A 17,636-nucleotide genomic window follows, 5' to 3' on the forward strand; every position below is an offset into this window, starting at 1 on the left:
CTTTTTCACGAGGATCAGTTGTACGGTCCTGGTGGCATTCAACGGAGTTCCCCTCCGGCCAGGTTCGCGCGACTCGGCGCTGCAGCCCTGCAGTGTTTCATTAACCGATCGTTCAAATAGGCTTCACGTGAACCTCGAAAATTATCTCCCCGTTCTTCTCTTTATCCTGGTTGGCATCGGCGTCGGTGTCGCTCCGCAGGTGCTCGGCCGCATCCTTGGTCCGCACCGTCCCGACGCAGCCAAGCTGTCCCCGTATGAATGCGGCTTCGAAGCCTTCGAAGATGCGCGCATGAAGTTCGACGTTCGCTACTACCTGGTGGCGATCCTGTTTATTTTGTTTGATCTGGAAACGGCATTCTTCTTCCCATGGGGCGTCTCGATGCGCGAACTGGGCTGGACCGGTTTCATCACGATGATGGTGTTCATCGCCGAATTCATCGTGGGCTTCTGGTACATCTGGAAGAAAGGTGCCCTTGATTGGGAATAAGCCATGGCAATTGAAGGCGTATTAAACGAAGGTTTCATTACCACCACAGCCGACAAGCTGATCAACTGGGCCCGCACGGGATCGATGTTCCCGATGACGTTTGGTCTGGCATGCTGCGCGGTCGAGATGATGCATGTGGGCGCTGCCCGCTACGATCTCGACCGTTTTGGCATTGTGTTCCGCCCGTCTCCGCGCCAGTCCGACGTGATGATCGTCGCCGGCACGCTGTGCAACAAGATGGCTCCCGCCCTGCGCAAGGTGTACGACCAGATGGCCGAACCGCGCTGGGTGATCTCGATGGGGTCCTGCGCCAACGGCGGCGGCTACTACCACTACTCGTACTCGGTGGTGCGCGGCTGCGACCGCATCGTGCCGGTCGATGTCTACGTGCCGGGTTGCCCACCGACCGCGGAAGCACTGCTGTACGGCATCCTGCAGCTGCAGAACAAGATCAAGCGCACCAACACCATCGCGCGCTAAGAACAGCGAAACACCATGACGACGAAACTCGAAACCCTTGAACTCGCCCTGAAAAATGCACTGGGCGAGGGCGCTGCCATCAAGCAGGCGCTGGGCGAAGTGACTGTGGTGGTCAAGGCCGCCGACTACATCAAGACGATGCAGGCGCTGCGCGACGACCCGGCGCTTCGCTTCGAACAAATGATCGACCTGTGCGGCGTCGACTATTCCCAGTACGGTGAAGGCACCTGGGACGGTCCGCGCTTCGCGGTGGTCGTCCACCTGCTGTCGGTTTCCAACAACTGGCGCGTGCGCGTGCGCACCTTCTGCGCGGACGACGACATGCCGATGGTCGAGTCGATCACGCCGATCTGGCGCGCCGCCAACTGGTTCGAGCGCGAAGCCTTCGACCTGTTCGGCATCCTGTTCGACGGCCACGGCGACCTGCGCCGCATCCTGACCGACTATGGCTTCATCGGCCATCCGTTCCGCAAGGACTTCCCGATCACGGGCTACGTCGAAATGCGCTACGACCCTGAACAGAAACGCGTGATCTACCAACCGGTGACGATCGAGCCGCGCGAGAACATCCCGCGCGTGATCCGTGAAGAAACCTACGGGACATCGAAATAATGGCTGAGCTTAAGAATTACACCCTGAACTTTGGTCCGCAGCACCCGGCAGCGCACGGCGTGCTGCGCCTCGTGCTGGAGCTGGACGGCGAAGTGATCCAGCGCGCCGACCCGCACATCGGCCTGCTGCACCGCGGCACCGAGAAGCTGGCCGAGACCCGCACCTACCTGCAGTCGGTCCCGTACATGGACCGCCTGGACTACGTGTCGATGATGTGCAACGAGCACGGCTACGTGCTGGCTGTGGAAAAGCTGCTGGGCGTCGAAGCGCCGATCCGCGCGCAATACATCCGCACGATGTTCGACGAGATCACCCGTATCCTGAACCACCTGATGTGGCTGGGCGCGCACGCGCTCGACATCGGCGCCATGGGTCCCTTCCTGTACGCCTTCCGTGACCGCGAAGACCTGTTCGACGTGTACGAGGCGGTCTCGGGCGCGCGCATGCACGCGGCCTACTACCGTCCCGGCGGCGTGTACCGCGACCTGCCGGACCGCATGCCGCAGCACCGCGAATCGCCGATCCGCTCGAAGAAGGCGATCGACGACCTGAACCGCGACCGCCAGGGTTCGGTGCTCGACTTCATCGAAGCCTTCACCAAGCGTTTCGACGGCTATGTCGACGAATACGAAACCCTGCTGACCGACAACCGTATCTGGAAGCAGCGTACCGTCGGCATCGGCGTGGTCTCGCCGGAAGACGCACTGGCCATGGGCTTCACCGGCCCGATGCTGCGCGGCTCGGGCATCGCCTGGGACCTGCGCAAGACCCAGCCCTACGCGGCCTACGACAAGGTCGAGTTCGACATCCCGGTCGGCACCAATGGCGACTCCTACGACCGCTACCTGGTGCGCATCGAGGAAATGCGTCAGGCGAACCGCATCATCAAGCAGTGCATCGCCTGGCTGCGCGTGAACCAGGGTCCGGTCATGATCGACAACCACAAGATCGTGCCGCCGAACCGCATGGACATGAAGTCCAACATGGAGTCGCTGATCCACCACTTCAAGCTGTTCACCGAAGGCTTCCACGTGCCGGAAGGCGAGGCGTTTGCGGCGATCGAGCACCCGAAGGGCGAGTTCGGCATCTACATCGTGTCGGACGGCGCCAACAAGCCGTACCGCCTGAAGATCCGCACCCCGGACTACGTCCACCTGCAGAGCCTCGACGAAATGTCGCGCGGCCACATGATTGCCGACGCCGTGGCCATCATCGGCACCCAGGACATCGTGTTCGGCAGTATCGACCGCTAAGAGGGTAGGAAAGAATTATGTTATCGCAGGAAACCTACAAGAAAATCGATCGCGAGCTGGCCAAGTACCCAGCCGATCAACGCCAGTCGGCCGTGATGGCCTCGCTGGCCCACGCCCAGGTCGAACTGGGCTGGCTGTCGCCGGAAACCATGCAGGAAATCGCCGACTACATCCGCATGCCGGCCATCGCCGTGCAGGAAGTCGCGACCTTTTACAACATGTACAACCTGAAGCCGGTCGGCAAGGCCAAGATCACGGTCTGCACCAACCTGCCGTGCGCCCTGTCGGGCGGCGAGCGCGCCGGCCAGCGCATCAAGGACGCACTCGGTATCGACTACCGAGAAACCACCGCCGACGGCAAGTTCACCCTGCTGGAAGGCGAGTGCATGGGCGCCTGCGGCGACGCACCGGTGATGCTGGTGAATAACCACCGCATGTGCTCGTTCATGAGCGACGAGAAGATCGACGCCCTGCTTGAGGAACTGAACAAATGACCAGCCTGCACGACCGTCACATCAATCCGCTGATCCTCAAGGATCTGAACGGCGAAAACTGGCATCTGGAAGACTACGTCAAGCGCGGCGGCTATTCGGCCCTGCGCAAGATCCTCGAAGGCGGCGTCACCCAGGAACAGGTCATCGCCGACCTGAAGGCATCGGGCCTGCGCGGCCGCGGCGGCGCCGGTTTCCCGACCGGCCTGAAGTGGAGCTTCATGCCGCGCCAGTTCCCTGGCCAGAAATACTTGGTTTGCAATACCGACGAAGGCGAGCCGGGTACCTTCAAGGACCGCGACATCATCCGCTACAACCCGCACGCGCTGATCGAAGGCATGGCCATCGGCGCCTACGCGATGGGCATCACCGTGGGCTACAACTACATCCACGGCGAGATCTTCCAGGAATACCTGCGCTTCGAGGAAGCGCTGGAAGAGGCGCGCGCCGCCGGCTTCCTGGGCGATAACATCATGGGCTCGAACTTCTCGTTCCAGCTGCATGCCCACCACGGCTACGGCGCCTACATCTGCGGCGAAGAAACCGCGCTGCTCGAGTCGCTCGAAGGCAAGAAGGGCCAGCCGCGCTTCAAGCCGCCGTTCCCGGCCTCGTTCGGCCTGTACGGCAAGCCGACCACGATCAACAACACCGAGACCTTCGCTGCGGTTCCGTTCCTGCTGAACATGGGCCCGGAAAACTACATGGCCCTCGGCAAGCCGAACAACGGCGGCACCAAGATCTTCTCGATCTCGGGCGACGTCGAGCGTCCGGGCAACTACGAGGTTCCGCTGGGCACCCCGTTCGCCAAGCTGATGGAGCTGGCCGGCGGCATGCGTGGCGGCAAGAAGATCAAGGCGGTCATCCCGGGCGGTTCGTCGGCGCCGGTGATCCGCGGCGAGGTCATGATGGATACCGACCTCGACTACGATTCGATCGCCAAGGCCGGCTCGATGCTGGGTTCGGGCGCCGTGATCGTCATGGACGAGACCCGCTGCATGGTGAAGTCGCTGCTGCGTCTCTCGTACTTCTACTACGAAGAATCCTGCGGCCAGTGCACCCCGTGCCGTGAAGGCACCGGCTGGATGTACCGCATGGTCCACCGCATCGAGAACGGCAAGGGTCGTCCGGAAGACATGGACCTGCTGAACAACATCGCGGGCAACATCAAGGGCCGCACCATCTGCGCGCTGGGCGACGCCGCCGCGATGCCGGTGGAAGCGATGATCAAGAACTTCCGCGAGGAATTCGAATATCACATCGAGCACAAGCACTGCCTCGTGCCCGCATACCTTTAAACCAGGTCAGGTAACGATCAAATGGTTGAAATTGAATTAGACGGCAAAAAAGTCGAAGTCGCACCAGGTTCCATGGTGATGGACGCCGCAAACAAACTCGGGACCTATATCCCGCACTTCTGCTATCACAAGAAATTGTCGATCGCAGCGAACTGCCGCATGTGCCTGGTCGAAGTCGAGAAGGCGCCCAAGCCCTTGCCGGCCTGCGCCACCCCGGTCTCGCCGGGCATGATCGTGCGCACCCACAGCGACAAGGCCGTGCAGGCACAGAAGTCGGTGATGGAGTTCCTCCTCATTAACCACCCGCTGGATTGCCCGATCTGCGACCAGGGCGGCGAATGCCAGCTTCAGGATCTGGCCGTCGGCTACGGCAAGAGCAACTCGCGCTACGAAGAAGAGAAGCGCGTGGTGGCCCCGAAAGAGGCCGGCCCGCTGATCTCGATGGAAGAGATGGCGCGCTGCATCCAGTGCACCCGCTGCGTGCGCTTCGGCCAGGAAGTGGCCGGCGTGATGGAATTCGGCATGGTCGGCCGCGGCGAGCATTCGGAGATCACCACCTTCGTCGGCAAGACCGTGGACTCGGAAGTCTCGGGCAACATGATCGACCTGTGCCCGGTCGGCGCCCTGACCAGCAAGCCGTTCCGCTACTCGGCCCGTCCGTGGGAACTGCAACGCCGCAAGTCGATCGCGCCGCACGACTCGCTCGGCTCGAACCTGATCGTCCAGGTCAAGGGCGGCAAGGTCATGCGCGTGCTGCCGCTGGAAAACGAAGCCATCAACGAATGCTGGCTGTCGGACAAGGACCGCTTCTCGTACGAGGCGCTGGACAACGCCGACCGTTTGACCCAACCGATGATCAAGCAGGGTGGCGTGTGGCAGGAAACCGACTGGCAGACCGCGCTGGAATACGTGGCCCACGGCCTGCGTAACATCCGCCACGAGCACGGCGCCGACAGCATCGCCGCCGTCGCGACCCCGCACTCGACCCTGGAAGAACTGTACCTGCTGAACAAGATGACCCGCGGCATTGGCTCGGACAACATCGAGTTCCGCCTGCGCCAGAGCGACTTCGCCCTGGACGGCCAGGTCACCCCATGGCTGGGCATGCCGATCGCGAACTTCTCGCAACTGAAGCGCGCCTTCGTCATCGGCTCCAACCTGCGCAAGGACCACCCGCTGGTCGCGACCCGCCTGCGTACCGCCACCAAGGGCGGCGCCAAGCTGTCGCTGCTGGGCGCGAGCGACGACGACCTGTTGATGCCGGTGGCGAACAAGATGGTTGCCGCACCGAGCGACTGGCTGGCCGCATTGTCGGAAGTCGTCGTTGCCGTGGCCCTGGCCAAGGACGTCGCAGCCCCGGCCGGCTTCGGGAATGTCGAACCGAGCGAAGGCGGCAAGGCCATCGCCGCGACCCTGGTCGGTGTCGACACCCCGGGCGCCGTCCTGCTGGGTAACGCTGCTTCGTACCACCCGCAAGCCTCGAAGATCCACGCCGCCGCGCAGTGGATCGCCGAGCAGACCGGCTGCTCCTTCGGCTACCTGGTCGACGCCGCCAACACCGTCGGCGGCCACATCGTCGGCGCGACGGGCAAGGGCGAAGCCGTCTTTGCATCGCCGAAGAAGGCCTACGTGCTGCTGAACGCGGAACCGGAACTGGATGCGGCCAACCCGCAGCAGGCTAGGGCCGCTCTCGACGGCGCCGAAATGGTCGTCGCCATGTCGGCCTTCAAGCACGGCATGGACTTCGCCGACGTGCTGCTGCCGATCTCGCCGTTCAGCGAGACCGCCGGCACCTTCGTCAACTGCGAAGGCCGTGCACAGAGCTTCAACGGCACCGTCAAGCCGCTGGGCGAGACCCGTCCGGCCTGGAAAGTGCTGCGCGTGCTGGGCAACCTGCTGGGCCTGTCGGGCTTCGATTACGAGACTTCGGAATCGATCCGCGACGAAGCCATCGGCAAGGGCGTCACCGACCTGTCCGCCAAGCTGAACAACGTCGCGCGCCTGGCGCCGGCCGCTGGTTCGTATGCACCGGCCGGCCAGCTCGAGCGCGTCGCCGACGTCGGCATCTACTTCACCGACGCGCTGGCGCGCCGTTCGGAGCCGCTGCAGCGCACCGCCGACGCGAATGCGCCGCTGGTGACCCTGTCCAAGGCCGTGGCCGAGCAGATCGGCGTCACGGCCGGCGACTCGGTCCGCGTGTCGCAGGGTTCGGGCAGCGCCGTGCTGGTCGCCAACGTGGATGCACGCCTGCCGTCGAACGCAGTGCGCGTGGCCGCCGGCCACCCGGCCGTTGCTACGCTCGGCGCGATGTTCGGTGAGATCAATGTTGAGAAAGCAGTTGAACAGGTAGGAGGCGGCAAATAATGGCAACGCCCGGTTTTATCGATACGCTGAACGCCGGCGGGGCTGACCTGCTCGGCCCGGTCTGGCCGCTGGCCTGGACCGTCATGAAGATCCTCGTGGTGCTGCTGCCGCTGATGGGTCTGGTCGCCTACCTGACCCTGTGGGAGCGCAAGCTGATCGGCTGGATCCAGATCCGCGTCGGCCCGAACCGCGTGGGTCCGGGCGGCCTGCTGCAGCCGATCGCCGACGCGGTCAAGCTGCTGCTCAAGGAAATCGTCATCCCGGCCAAGGCCAACCGCAGCCTGTTCGTGATCGGTCCGATCATGACCATCATGCCGGCGCTGGCCGCCTGGGCGGTGGTGCCCTTCGGCCCGCAAGCCGCGCTGGCCAACGTCAATGCCGGCCTGCTGTTCCTGATGGCGATCACCTCGATGGAAGTCTACGGCGTCATCATCGCCGGCTGGGCTTCGAACTCGAAGTACTCGTTCCTGGGCGCGATGCGCGCCTCGGCCCAGATGATCTCCTACGAAATCCCGATCGGTTTCGTGCTGGTCGTGGTGCTGATGGTCACCGGCAGCCTGAACATGACCGACATCGTCACCAGCCAGCAGGTCGGCACCTTCGCCGACATGGGCCTGAACTTCCTGTCGTGGAACTGGCTGCCGCTGCTGCCGCTGTTCGTCATCTATTTCGTGTCCGGCCTGGCCGAATGCAACCGCCACCCGTTCGACGTGGTGGAAGGGGAGTCGGAGATCGTCGCCGGCCACATGGTCGAGTACTCGGGCATGTCCTACGCGATGTTCATGCTGGCCGAATACGCCAACATGATCCTGATCTCGACCCTGGCAGCGATCCTGTTCCTGGGCGGCTGGTCGGCACCGTTCGGCTTCCTGGAATTCGGCGCGATCGGCGGCTTCTTCTGGCTGTTCCTGAAGATGTTCATGCTGGTATCGACCATGATCTGGGTCCGCGGCACCTTCCCGCGTTACCGCTATGACCAGATCATGCGCCTGGGCTGGAAAGTGTTCATCCCGCTGACCCTGTTCTGGCTGGTGGTGGTCGCGATCTGGATGCACTCGCCGTGGAACATCTGGATGCCTGTGAAGTAAGGAATCAAACGAAAATGAATCGGATTAAAGAAATTGTCGGCAGCCTGATGCTGTCCGAGCTCTTCAAGGGCCTGGCCCTGACCGGCAAGTACGCGCTGTCGCGCAAGATCACGGTCCAGTACCCGGAAGAGAAGACGCCGATGTCGAACCGCTTCCGCGGCCTGCACGCCCTGCGCCGCTACCCCAACGGGGAAGAGCGCTGCATCGCGTGCAAGCTGTGCGAGGCAGTGTGCCCGGCGATGGCGATCACGATCGAATCGGCGCAGCGCGAGGACGGCACCCGCCGCACCACGCGCTACGACATCGACCTGACCAAGTGCATCTTCTGCGGTTTCTGCGAAGAGTCCTGCCCGGTCGACTCGATCGTGGAAACCCACGTGCTGGAATACCACGGCGAGAAGCGCGGCGATCTTTACTACACCAAAGAGATGCTGCTGGCCGTCGGTGACCGCTACGAAAACGACATCGCCGCCGCCCGCGAAGCGGACGCGAAGTACCGATAAGAAGAGGCTGTCAATTCATGGAATTCACCACTTTCCTGTTCTACGCGTTCGCGGCCATCACGGTGCTGGCCGCACTGCGCGTCATCACCACCAAGAACCCGGTCCACGCCGCGCTGTTCCTGGTGCTGGCCTTCTTCAACGTGGCCGGCATCTGGCTGCTGCTGAAGGCCGAGTTCCTGGCCATCGTGCTGGTGCTGGTCTACGTCGGCGCCGTGATGGTGCTGTTCCTCTTCGTCGTGATGATGCTCGACATTAATATCGACCGCATGCGAGAGGGCTTCTGGGGTTACCTGCCGCTGGCCTCGGGTATCGGCGCCCTGATCGTGCTCGAGATGGCCGCCGTGCTGTACCGTTCGTACAGCCAGACCGACCTGTCGGCCGAGGCTGCCGCCCTGAACATCGGCGGCACCAAGGAACTGGGCCTCTTGATCTACACCAAGTACATCTACGGCTTCGAAATCGCCGCCGTGATCCTGCTGGTGGCGATCATCGCCGCAGTCGCCCTGACCCTGCGCAAGCGCAAGGACACCAAAGCAATCGACCCGGGCGCCGCCGTCCGCGTCAAGCGTAACGACCGCCTGCGCATCGTCAAGATGGATGCGGTCAACCAGCGCGCCATCGATGCAGCAGCCGCGGAAAAAGCAGCTGCAGCAGCGGCAGCAGCTGCACCGAAGGAGGCACCATGACTTTGTCGCTCGCACATTACCTGATCCTGGGCGCGATCCTGTTCGCGATCTCGGTGATCGGCATCTTCCTGAACCGGAAGAACATCATCATCCTGCTGATGGCCGTCGAACTGATGCTGCTGGCGGTGAACCTGAACTTCGTCGCGTTCTCGCATTACCTCGGAGACGCGGCGGGGCAGATCTTCGTGTTCTTCATTCTGACCGTCGCGGCCGCCGAATCGGCAATCGGCCTGGCGATCCTGGTGGTCCTGTTCCGTAACCTGGACACGATCAATGTGGAAGACCTCGACAGCCTGAAGGGCTGATGGTCTCGGCTGATTAACAATAACGATTAAGGTTCAACAATGGCGGGGCAACTCTCTTCCTCAATGTTACTGGCGGTGCCTCTGGCGCCGCTGGCGGGCTCGGCGGTCGCCGGCCTGCTCGGCACCAAGTTCTTCGGCAATGTGGTCGGCCGCAAGGTGTCGCACACCGCGACCATCCTGGGCGTGCTGATCGCGCTGATCATCTCGGTCCAGACCCTGATGGCCGTGCTCGACGGCGCGAGCTTCAATGAAGACATCTACACCTGGATGACCGTCGGCACGCTCAAGCTGGCTGTCGGCTTCCAGATCGACACGCTGTCGGCAATGATGATGTGCGTGGTGACCTCGGTGTCGCTGATGGTGCACATCTACACGATCGGCTACATGGCCGAGGACGAAGGCTACAACCGCTTCTTCTCGTACATCTCGCTGTTCACCTTCGCGATGCTGATGCTGGTCATGTCCAACAACTTCCTGCAGCTGTTCTTCGGCTGGGAAGCGGTGGGCCTGGTCTCGTACCTCCTGATCGGCTTCTGGTATACCCGTCCGACCGCGATCTTCGCCAACATGAAGGCCTTCCTGGTCAACCGCGTGGGCGACTTCGGCTTCATCCTGGGCATCGGCCTGCTGCTGGCCGCTTCCGGCACCATGCAGTACACCGAGGTGTTCGCGCAGGCCGACAAGCTGGCCGGCATGACCGTGCCGGGCATCGGCTGGCCTCTCTTGACCGCCGCCTGCATCTGCCTGTTCATCGGCGCGATGGGTAAATCGGCGCAGTTCCCGCTGCACGTCTGGCTGCCGGACTCGATGGAAGGCCCGACCCCGATCTCGGCGCTGATCCACGCTGCAACCATGGTTACCGCCGGCATCTTCATGGTGTCGCGCATGTCGCCGCTGTTCGAACTGTCGGACGGCGCGCTCTCGTTCATCATCGTGATCGGCTCGATCACCGCGCTGTTCATGGGCTTCCTGGGCATCATCCAGAACGACATCAAGCGCGTTGTTGCTTATTCCACGCTTTCGCAGCTGGGCTACATGACCGTCGCGCTGGGCGTGTCGGCCTACTCGGTGGCCGTGTTCCACCTGATGACCCACGCCTTCTTCAAGGCGCTGCTGTTCCTCGGCGCGGGTTCGGTCATCATCGGCATGCACCACGACCAGGACATGCGCAACATGGGCGGCCTGCGCAAGTACATGCCGATCACCTGGATCACCTCGCTGCTGGGCTCGCTGGCCCTGATCGGTACCCCGTTCTTCTCGGGCTTCTACTCGAAGGACTCGATCATCGAAGCGGTGCACGCCTCGAACCTGCCGGGCGCCGGCTTCGCCAACTTCGCCGTGCTGGCCGGCGTGTTCGTGACCGCCTTCTACTCGTTCCGCATGTACTTCCTGGTGTTCCATGGCGAATCGCGCTGGAACAAGCCGCAGCCGCACAGCCATGGCCACGATTCGGATGCGCATAACGAAGAAGACGCGCACGACGGCCACGACGACCACCATCACCATGGCCTGCAGCCGGGCGACAAGCCGCACGAGTCGCCGCTGGTCGTGACCCTGCCGCTGATCCTGCTGGCGATCCCGTCGGTCATCATCGGCTACCTGGCCATCGGCCCGATGCTGCATGGCGACTTCTTCAAGGACGTGATCTACGTCAACCCGAGCCACCCGGCCATGGCCGAGCTGAACGAAATGTTCCACGGCGCCGGCGCAATGGCGATCCACGGCCTGCAGACCGCACCGTTCTGGCTGGCACTGGCGGGCGTCGTTGCTGCCTATTACTGCTACATGGTCAACCCACGCGTTCCGGCCTGGTTCTATGCCAAGTTCAAGTTCCTGCACACCCTGCTGGACAACAAGTACTACATGGACAAGTTCAACGAAGTCGTGTTCGCCGGTGGCGCGCGCGCCGTCGGTGGCGGCCTGTGGAAAGTGGGCGACCGCGGCCTGATCGACGGCCTGCTGGTCAACGGTTCGGCCAAACTGGTGGGCTGGTTCTCGACGATCACCCGTACCTTCCAGACGGGCTACATCTATCACTATGCATTCGTGATGATCGTCGGCGTGCTGGCAACGTTGCTGTGGTTCTTCCCGTTCTGGCGCGCTTAATGCAGGCACAGATAAGAGAAAAAGCGAAAAGCGAAAAATGATGCAGTCAATTTCTACATTTCCTCCTTACCTGAGCCTGTCGATCTGGCTCCCGATCCTGTTCGGCATGATCGTGCTGGCGGTCGGCCGTGACAAGAACGCCGGTTTCGTCCGCCTGCTGTCCCTGGTCGGCGCCGTCGTCAGCTTCCTGCCGACGCTGCCGCTGATCATGAACTTCGACAATGGCGCCCACGGCATGCAGTTCTACGAGTCGGCCGCCTGGATCGAACGCTTCAACGTGTTCTACAAGCTGGGCGTCGACGGCCTGTCGCTGTGGTTCATCCCGCTGACCGCCTTCATCAGCATCATCGTGGTGCTGGCGGCATGGCAGGTGATCGAAGAGCGCGTGGCGCAGTACATGGGTTCCTTCCTGATCCTGTCGGGCCTGATGATCGGCGTGTTCGCCTCGCTGGACGGTCTGCTGTTCTACTTCTTCTTCGAAGCCACCCTGATCCCGATGTACATCATCATCGGCGTGTTCGGCGGCCCGAATCGCGTGTACGCGGCATTCAAGTTCTTCCTGTACACGTTCTTCGGCTCGCTGCTGACCCTGGTCGCGATCATCTACCTGTACAACCAGTCGGGCAGCTTCGACATCCTCGAGTGGCACCGCCTGCCGCTGACGATGAACGAGCAGATCCTGATCTTCATCGCCTTCTTCATGGCCTTCGCCGTGAAGGTTCCGATGTGGCCGGTGCACACCTGGCTGCCGGATGCCCACGTGGAAGCGCCGACCGGCGGTTCCGTGGTGCTGGCCGCGATCATGCTGAAACTGGGCGCCTACGGCTTCCTGCGTTTCTCGCTGCCGATCACCCCGGACGCCTCGCAGTACCTGGCGCCGGTCGTCATCGGTTTGTCGCTGGTCGCCGTGATCTACATCGGCCTGGTGGCGATGGTGCAGAAGGACATGAAGAAACTGGTCGCGTACTCGTCGATCGCCCACATGGGCTTCGTCACCCTGGGCTTCTTCATGTTCAACGACCTGGGCGTGCAGGGTGGCCTGATGCAGTCGATCTCGCACGGCTTCGTGTCGGGCGCGATGTTCCTGTGCATCGGCGTGCTGTACGACCGCGTCCACTCGCGTGAAATCGCCGACTACGGTGGGGTGGTCAACACCATGCCGAAATTCGCCGCCTTCGTCGTGCTGTTCTCGATGGCCAACGCCGGCCTGCCGGCCACCTCGGGCTTCATCGGCGAATTCATGGTCATCCTGGGCGCCGTCGAGTTCAACTTCTGGACCGGCGTGGCTTCGGGCACCGCCCTGATCCTGGGCGCCGCCTACTCGCTGTGGATGGTCAAGCGCGTCGTGTTCGGCCCGATCGTGCACAAGCACGTGGCCGAGCTGACCGACCTGAACGGCCGCGAGTTCGCCATCCTCGGCGTGCTGGCCATCGCTACCCTGGTGATGGGCCTGTACCCGGCGCCGATCGCCGAGACGCTGCAGGTGTCGGTCACCGACCTGCTGCAGCACGTCGCAGCCGGCAAACTGCCTCAATAAACTGACATGAACGAAATGAACTCCACAATGTTAGCGGCAACCGACGCCAACCTGGCGCCGGTCTATGCCGAAATCTTCCTGCTGATCGCGGCTTCCGCGATCCTGCTGATCGACATGTACATGAAGGCGGGCAAGCGCAACCTGACGTATGCGCTCAGCCTGATGGCCATCGCCGGCTGCGGCGTGCTGACCTTCGCCGACATGGGTACCGGCGCGACCGTGTACACCTTCAACGGCATGTACGTGTCGGACCCGATGTCCAACCTGCTCAAGCTGGTGACCTACGTGGCCACCGCGATGACCCTGGTGTATTCGCGCCAGTACGCGGAAGACCGCGCCATGATGTCCGGTAACCTGGGCGGCGAGTTCTACGTGCTCGCGCTGTTCTCGATGCTCGGCCAGATGATCATGATCTCGGGCAACAGCATGCTGTCGATCTACCTGGGCGTGGAACTGATGTCGCTGTCGCTGTACGCGCTGGTGGCACTGCGCCGCGACCACGCGATCTCGACCGAAGCCGCGATGAAGTACTTCATCCTGGGCGCGCTGTCCTCGGGCTTCCTGCTGTACGGCATGTCGATGATCTACGGCGCCACCGGCTCGCTCGACCTGACCGCCATCAACCAGGCCAGCGCCGCGGTCGATGCGAACCGCAACATCCTGGTGTTCGGCCTGGTGTTCGTCGTTGCCGGCCTGGCCTTCAAGCTGGGCGTGGTCCCGTTCCACATGTGGGTCCCGGACGTGGTGCAGGGCGCCCCGACCGCGGTCACCCTGCTGCTGGGCGGCGCACCGAAGCTGGCGACCTTCGCCATGGTGATCCGCATCCTGGTCGAAGGCCTCCCAAGCATGGCCTTCGACTGGCAGCAGATGCTCTTGGTGCTGGCCGTGCTGTCGCTGGCCGTGGGTAACATCACCGCGATCGCGCAGACCAACATCAAGCGCATGCTGGCCTACTCGACCATCGCCCAGATGGGCTTCGTGGTGCTGGCCATGATGACCGGCATCGTCGACGGCGACAGCAGCAATGCCGCCGCTTCGTACAGCGCCGCGATGTACTACACCATCACCTACGTCCTGACCACGGTCGGCAGCTTCGGCCTGATCATGATGCTGGCGCGTGCCGGCCATGAGGCCGAGACCATCGCCGACTTCAAGGGCCTGGGCAAGCGTTCGCCATGGTTCGCGGTCGTGATGACCGTGCTGATGTTCTCCCTGGCCGGCGTGCCGCCGATGGTGGGCTTCATGGCCAAGTGGGCGGTCCTGCAGGCTGTCGTGAACGCGGGCATGGTGTGGCTGTCGGTCGTGGCCGTGCTGTTCTCGCTGATCGGCGCCTTCTACTACCTGCGCATCGTCAAGACCATCTGGTTCGACGAGGCAGCGGACACCGCCCCGATCAACACCTCGGCCGACATGCGCGCCGTGATGTCGATCAACGGCGTGGCCGTGGTGGTGCTGGGTATCGTCCCGGGCTGGCTGCTGGCGGTGTGCTACACCGCGATGCAGGCAACCCTCGCCAAGTAATCAGGCAAGCCGGGTGGATTCCTCCCTCGCTGCCTGGCTGGTGGTCGCGATCTCGCTCGCGGCCGCCAACCTGCCTTTCCTCACCGAGCGCGTGTTCGGTCTTGTACCCCTGAAGACCAGCAGCGCCGGTGACGGCCCGCGCACGAAGTCCTTCCCGCTGCGCCTGTTAGAGTTAATTGTTTTATACTTCGTCGTCGGCTTCCTGGCTCGCATGCTGGAATCCCGGATCGGCGGCGTGTTCGCGCAGAACTGGGAGTTCTATGCGATCACCGGCTGCCTGTTCCTGGTGCTGGCGTTCCCCGGTTTCGTCTTCCGTTACCTGCGCAAACGCCGCGCCTGATTTCCTGTAACGCAGTAGCAACTGGAGACCGCATGGTGTCAGATTTACGCGAGACCCGCATCGACGGCGGCGTCGTCTATGACGGCCACTTCCTGAAGGTCGAGAACGACCGCATCAAGCTCCCCGACGGTTCCATCACCCAGCGCGAATTCATCCGCCATCCCGGCGCAGTGGTCATCCTGCCGCTGCTGCCCGACGGCCGCGTGCTGCTGGAGCGTCAGTTCCGTTATCCGAACTCCCAGGTCTTCATCGAATTCCCGGCCGGTAAGATCGATCCGGGCGAGGACCACCTGGCCTGCGCCAAGCGCGAGCTCGAAGAAGAGACCGGCTACACGGCCGCCAAGTGGCGCTTCGTCTGCACCATCCACAACGCCATCGCCTATTCGGACGAGCACCTCGAGCTGTTCCTGGCCGAAGACCTGAGCGCCGGCGAACAGAAGCTGGACGAGGGCGAGTTCCTCGAAACCTTCAGCGCTACCGTGCCCGAGCTGCTCGAGATGGTCAGGCGCGGCGAGATCACCGACGTGAAGACCATCATCGGCAGCTTCTGGCTCGAGAAGATCCTGTCCGGCGCCTGGAGTCCCGCCTGAGATATGCGAGCTGTGCTGGCGCTCGTGCTGTGGTGCTGGGCGCTGGCGGCCACGGCGGCGGCGCGTACCGAGTTCCAGGCGCGCTGCGAGGACACGATCGGCGAAAGCCTGTCGGTGCTGACCGGTACCCAGAACGGTTTCCGGATCGACAACACCGTCGGCGCCCGTGCGCTGACGGCGATGAAGGGCCGGGCGCGGCCCGGGCAGCTGGTGCTGGGCCTGACCCGCACCGAGTCGCGCGTGAGCATCAACGTCGGCGGGCGCCTGCTGGCGGACGAGGCCAGCGGTTACGAATGCATCGCGCCGCACATCGACATCAAGCTCTACTACCCGCCGATCGTGGTCTACATCAGCCGCGAGTTCCGGCCCGGTTCCTGCGCCTACGAAGAAGTGCTGGCGCACGAGATGCGCCACCTGAACACCTACCTCGACTACCTGCCCAAGGCCGAAGCCCGGGTGCGCCTGGCGCTGGCGCGGCGTTTCGAGGACAAGCCCCTGTATGCGCGCATCGGCCAGGCACAAAGCCTGCTTCAGCGCGAAATCGACCGCGGCTGGATGCCCTATATTAAAAGCGAGATGGCGAAGGTCGAAGCCTTGCAGGCGGCAATCGATTCGCCGCAGGAATATGCCCGTCTCGGCAAGGTTTGCGGAGGTGAGGTACAGTCTTTGCTTGGCCCTTTACAACGAAGCAAGCAAAAATGACAAACCCGGCAGTAGCAAAACCGTCAGAGTATCCGCAACGCTATTTCGCCTTGCTCCCCGCGGCCGGGGTCGGCGCACGCATGGGAGCGAACAGTCCCAAGCAATACCTGCAGATCGGCGGCAAGCCCATGCTGCGCCACACGCTCGACGCCTTCCGCTCGAGTCCCCTGATCGCGCATACCTATGTGGTGGTGAGCGCCGACGACCCGCTCATCGATGCAGTCGTGCCGCCAAGCGGCGTGACCGTCCTGCGCTGCGGCGGCGCCACCCGCATGGAGTCGATCCGCAACGGCCTGCGCGCGCTGCACGGCAGCATCGGGCTCGACGACTGGATCCTGGTGCACGACGCGGCCAGGCCCGGCCTGGATGCGGAACTGATCGAGCGCCTGATCGTCGAAACGGGTGAACACCCGGCCGGCGGACTGCTGGCCCTGCCCGTGGTCGACACGGTCAAGCGCAGCAGCGCGGGCGCGGGGGCTTCATCCCTTGCGACGGTCTCGCGCGACGGACTCTGGCTGGCGCAGACGCCGCAGATGTTCCGCTACCAGCTGCTGCTGCGGGCGCTCGACGCGGCGACCGACCCGTCGGCGATTACCGATGACGCCAGCGCGGTTGAAGCGCTGGGACTGGCCCCCAAGTTGGTGGAAGGGCATCCCCGCAACCTGAAGGTCACGCTGCCTGCCGATATCCGGATCGCCGAGATGTACCTGGCAGCCTACCGAACCGATCCAAACAACGAAGCGAACTGAACGACCATGACACAAGCATCCTGGAATCCCACCCCGCCATTCCGCATCGGAACCGGCTACGACTGCCACGCGCTGGTCGAAGGGCGCAAGCTCATCGTCGGCGGCGTGACCATCCCGCACCGCCTCGGCCTGCTCGGCCATTCCGATGCCGACGTGCTGCTGCACGCGATCATCGATTCGCTGCTCGGCGCGGCGGCCCTGGGCGACATCGGCAAGCATTTCCCGGACACCGACCCGATGTTCGCCGGCGCCGACTCGCGCACGCTGCTGCGCGAAGTGGCGCACCGCGTGGTGGCCACCGGCTACACGATCGGCAACATCGACGCCACCATCATCGCCCAGCAGCCGAAAATGGCGCCGCACATCCCGCAGATGGTCTCGCGCATCGCCGAAGACCTGGGTGTGTCGCCGCAGCAGGTCAACATCAAGGCCAAGACCAACGAGAAGCTGGGCTTCCTCGGGCGCGAGGAGGGCATGGCCGCGGAGTCGGTCGCGATGCTGATCCGCGCCGTCGAACCGGGCTGATA

At 63.3% G+C, this 17,636-nt stretch carries 19 protein-coding genes; all 19 read left to right on the forward strand.

Annotated features, from left to right (window positions below):
- Positions 1-127: 127 nt before the first annotated feature.
- From ACK6C6_RS06270 to ispF, 19 genes are read left to right on the forward strand one after another with little or no spacing between them, the layout of a single operon-like run.
- Positions 128-487, forward strand: coding sequence for an NADH-quinone oxidoreductase subunit A (locus ACK6C6_RS06270; protein ID WP_027863883.1), 360 nt, complete (start codon positions 128-130; stop codon positions 485-487).
- A gap of 3 nt (positions 488-490) precedes the next feature.
- Positions 491-967 (forward strand): NADH-quinone oxidoreductase subunit B family protein, encoded by a 477-nt coding sequence (locus ACK6C6_RS06275; protein ID WP_036249088.1) that lies wholly within the window; start codon positions 491-493, stop codon positions 965-967.
- A gap of 15 nt (positions 968-982) precedes the next feature.
- Positions 983-1,579 carry an NADH-quinone oxidoreductase subunit C gene (locus tag ACK6C6_RS06280; RefSeq protein WP_036205795.1) on the forward strand — a complete coding sequence of 199 codons (597 nt, stop codon included), beginning with the start codon at positions 983-985 and terminating at the stop codon, positions 1,577-1,579.
- Positions 1,579-2,832 carry an NADH-quinone oxidoreductase subunit D gene (locus tag ACK6C6_RS06285; protein WP_409266430.1) on the forward strand — a complete coding sequence of 418 codons (1,254 nt, stop codon included), beginning with the start codon at positions 1,579-1,581 and terminating at the stop codon, positions 2,830-2,832. Before ACK6C6_RS06280 ends, ACK6C6_RS06285 begins: the two co-directional genes overlap by 1 nt.
- A 17-nt stretch (positions 2,833-2,849) precedes the next feature.
- Positions 2,850-3,326: an NADH-quinone oxidoreductase subunit NuoE gene (nuoE, locus tag ACK6C6_RS06290; RefSeq protein ID WP_036205799.1), complete on the forward strand. Its 477-nt coding sequence runs from the start codon at positions 2,850-2,852 to the stop codon at positions 3,324-3,326.
- Positions 3,323-4,618, forward strand: a complete 1,296-nt coding sequence (gene nuoF, locus ACK6C6_RS06295) for an NADH-quinone oxidoreductase subunit NuoF (protein WP_036205801.1) — start codon at positions 3,323-3,325, stop codon at positions 4,616-4,618. The genes nuoE and nuoF overlap by 4 nt, the downstream gene beginning before the upstream one ends.
- A 21-nt stretch (positions 4,619-4,639) precedes the next feature.
- Entirely contained in the window at positions 4,640-6,982 is a 2,343-nt protein-coding gene (gene nuoG, locus ACK6C6_RS06300; RefSeq protein ID WP_409266432.1) for an NADH-quinone oxidoreductase subunit NuoG, read from the forward strand.
- Entirely contained in the window at positions 6,982-8,070 is a 1,089-nt protein-coding gene (gene nuoH / locus ACK6C6_RS06305; protein WP_409266433.1) for an NADH-quinone oxidoreductase subunit NuoH, read from the forward strand. Before nuoG ends, nuoH begins: the two co-directional genes overlap by 1 nt.
- 14 nt (positions 8,071-8,084) lie before the next feature.
- Positions 8,085-8,573 (forward strand): NADH-quinone oxidoreductase subunit NuoI, encoded by a 489-nt coding sequence (nuoI, locus tag ACK6C6_RS06310; RefSeq protein ID WP_027863876.1) that lies wholly within the window; start codon positions 8,085-8,087, stop codon positions 8,571-8,573.
- A gap of 17 nt (positions 8,574-8,590) precedes the next feature.
- The gene (locus ACK6C6_RS06315) at positions 8,591-9,259 is read left to right on the forward strand and encodes an NADH-quinone oxidoreductase subunit J (protein ID WP_036205808.1); all 669 of its coding nucleotides are present in this window, start codon (positions 8,591-8,593) and stop codon (positions 9,257-9,259) included.
- On the forward strand, positions 9,256-9,564 hold the full coding sequence (gene nuoK, locus ACK6C6_RS06320) for an NADH-quinone oxidoreductase subunit NuoK (RefSeq protein WP_027863874.1): 309 nt from the start codon (positions 9,256-9,258) through the stop codon (positions 9,562-9,564). The genes ACK6C6_RS06315 and nuoK overlap by 4 nt, the downstream gene beginning before the upstream one ends.
- A 39-nt stretch (positions 9,565-9,603) precedes the next feature.
- The gene (gene nuoL, locus ACK6C6_RS06325) at positions 9,604-11,670 is read left to right on the forward strand and encodes an NADH-quinone oxidoreductase subunit L (RefSeq protein WP_409266435.1); all 2,067 of its coding nucleotides are present in this window, start codon (positions 9,604-9,606) and stop codon (positions 11,668-11,670) included.
- A 37-nt stretch (positions 11,671-11,707) separates the two neighbouring features.
- A complete protein-coding gene (locus ACK6C6_RS06330; RefSeq protein WP_409266436.1) occupies positions 11,708-13,207 on the forward strand; it encodes an NADH-quinone oxidoreductase subunit M in 1,500 nt (499 codons plus the stop codon).
- A 27-nt stretch (positions 13,208-13,234) separates the two neighbouring features.
- On the forward strand, positions 13,235-14,728 hold the full coding sequence (nuoN, locus tag ACK6C6_RS06335; protein WP_409266437.1) for an NADH-quinone oxidoreductase subunit NuoN: 1,494 nt from the start codon (positions 13,235-13,237) through the stop codon (positions 14,726-14,728).
- Positions 14,729-14,741: 13 nt separating this feature from the next.
- Positions 14,742-15,068 carry a DUF2818 family protein gene (locus tag ACK6C6_RS06340; RefSeq protein WP_409266439.1) on the forward strand — a complete coding sequence of 109 codons (327 nt, stop codon included), beginning with the start codon at positions 14,742-14,744 and terminating at the stop codon, positions 15,066-15,068.
- A gap of 32 nt (positions 15,069-15,100) precedes the next feature.
- Positions 15,101-15,658: an NUDIX hydrolase gene (locus tag ACK6C6_RS06345; protein ID WP_209585982.1), complete on the forward strand. Its 558-nt coding sequence runs from the start codon at positions 15,101-15,103 to the stop codon at positions 15,656-15,658.
- A gap of 3 nt (positions 15,659-15,661) precedes the next feature.
- Positions 15,662-16,360, forward strand: a complete 699-nt coding sequence (locus ACK6C6_RS06350) for a hypothetical protein (protein ID WP_209585983.1) — start codon at positions 15,662-15,664, stop codon at positions 16,358-16,360.
- Positions 16,357-17,109, forward strand: coding sequence for a 2-C-methyl-D-erythritol 4-phosphate cytidylyltransferase (ispD, locus tag ACK6C6_RS06355; protein WP_409266440.1), 753 nt, complete (start codon positions 16,357-16,359; stop codon positions 17,107-17,109). The genes ACK6C6_RS06350 and ispD overlap by 4 nt, the downstream gene beginning before the upstream one ends.
- A gap of 6 nt (positions 17,110-17,115) precedes the next feature.
- Entirely contained in the window at positions 17,116-17,634 is a 519-nt protein-coding gene (gene ispF, locus ACK6C6_RS06360; protein ID WP_027863866.1) for a 2-C-methyl-D-erythritol 2,4-cyclodiphosphate synthase, read from the forward strand.
- Positions 17,635-17,636: the final 2 nt, after the last annotated feature.

It is taken from the genome of Massilia sp. BHUDP2 (assembly GCF_046236355.1).
Lineage (GTDB): Bacteria > Pseudomonadota > Gammaproteobacteria > Burkholderiales > Burkholderiaceae_D > Telluria > Telluria varians.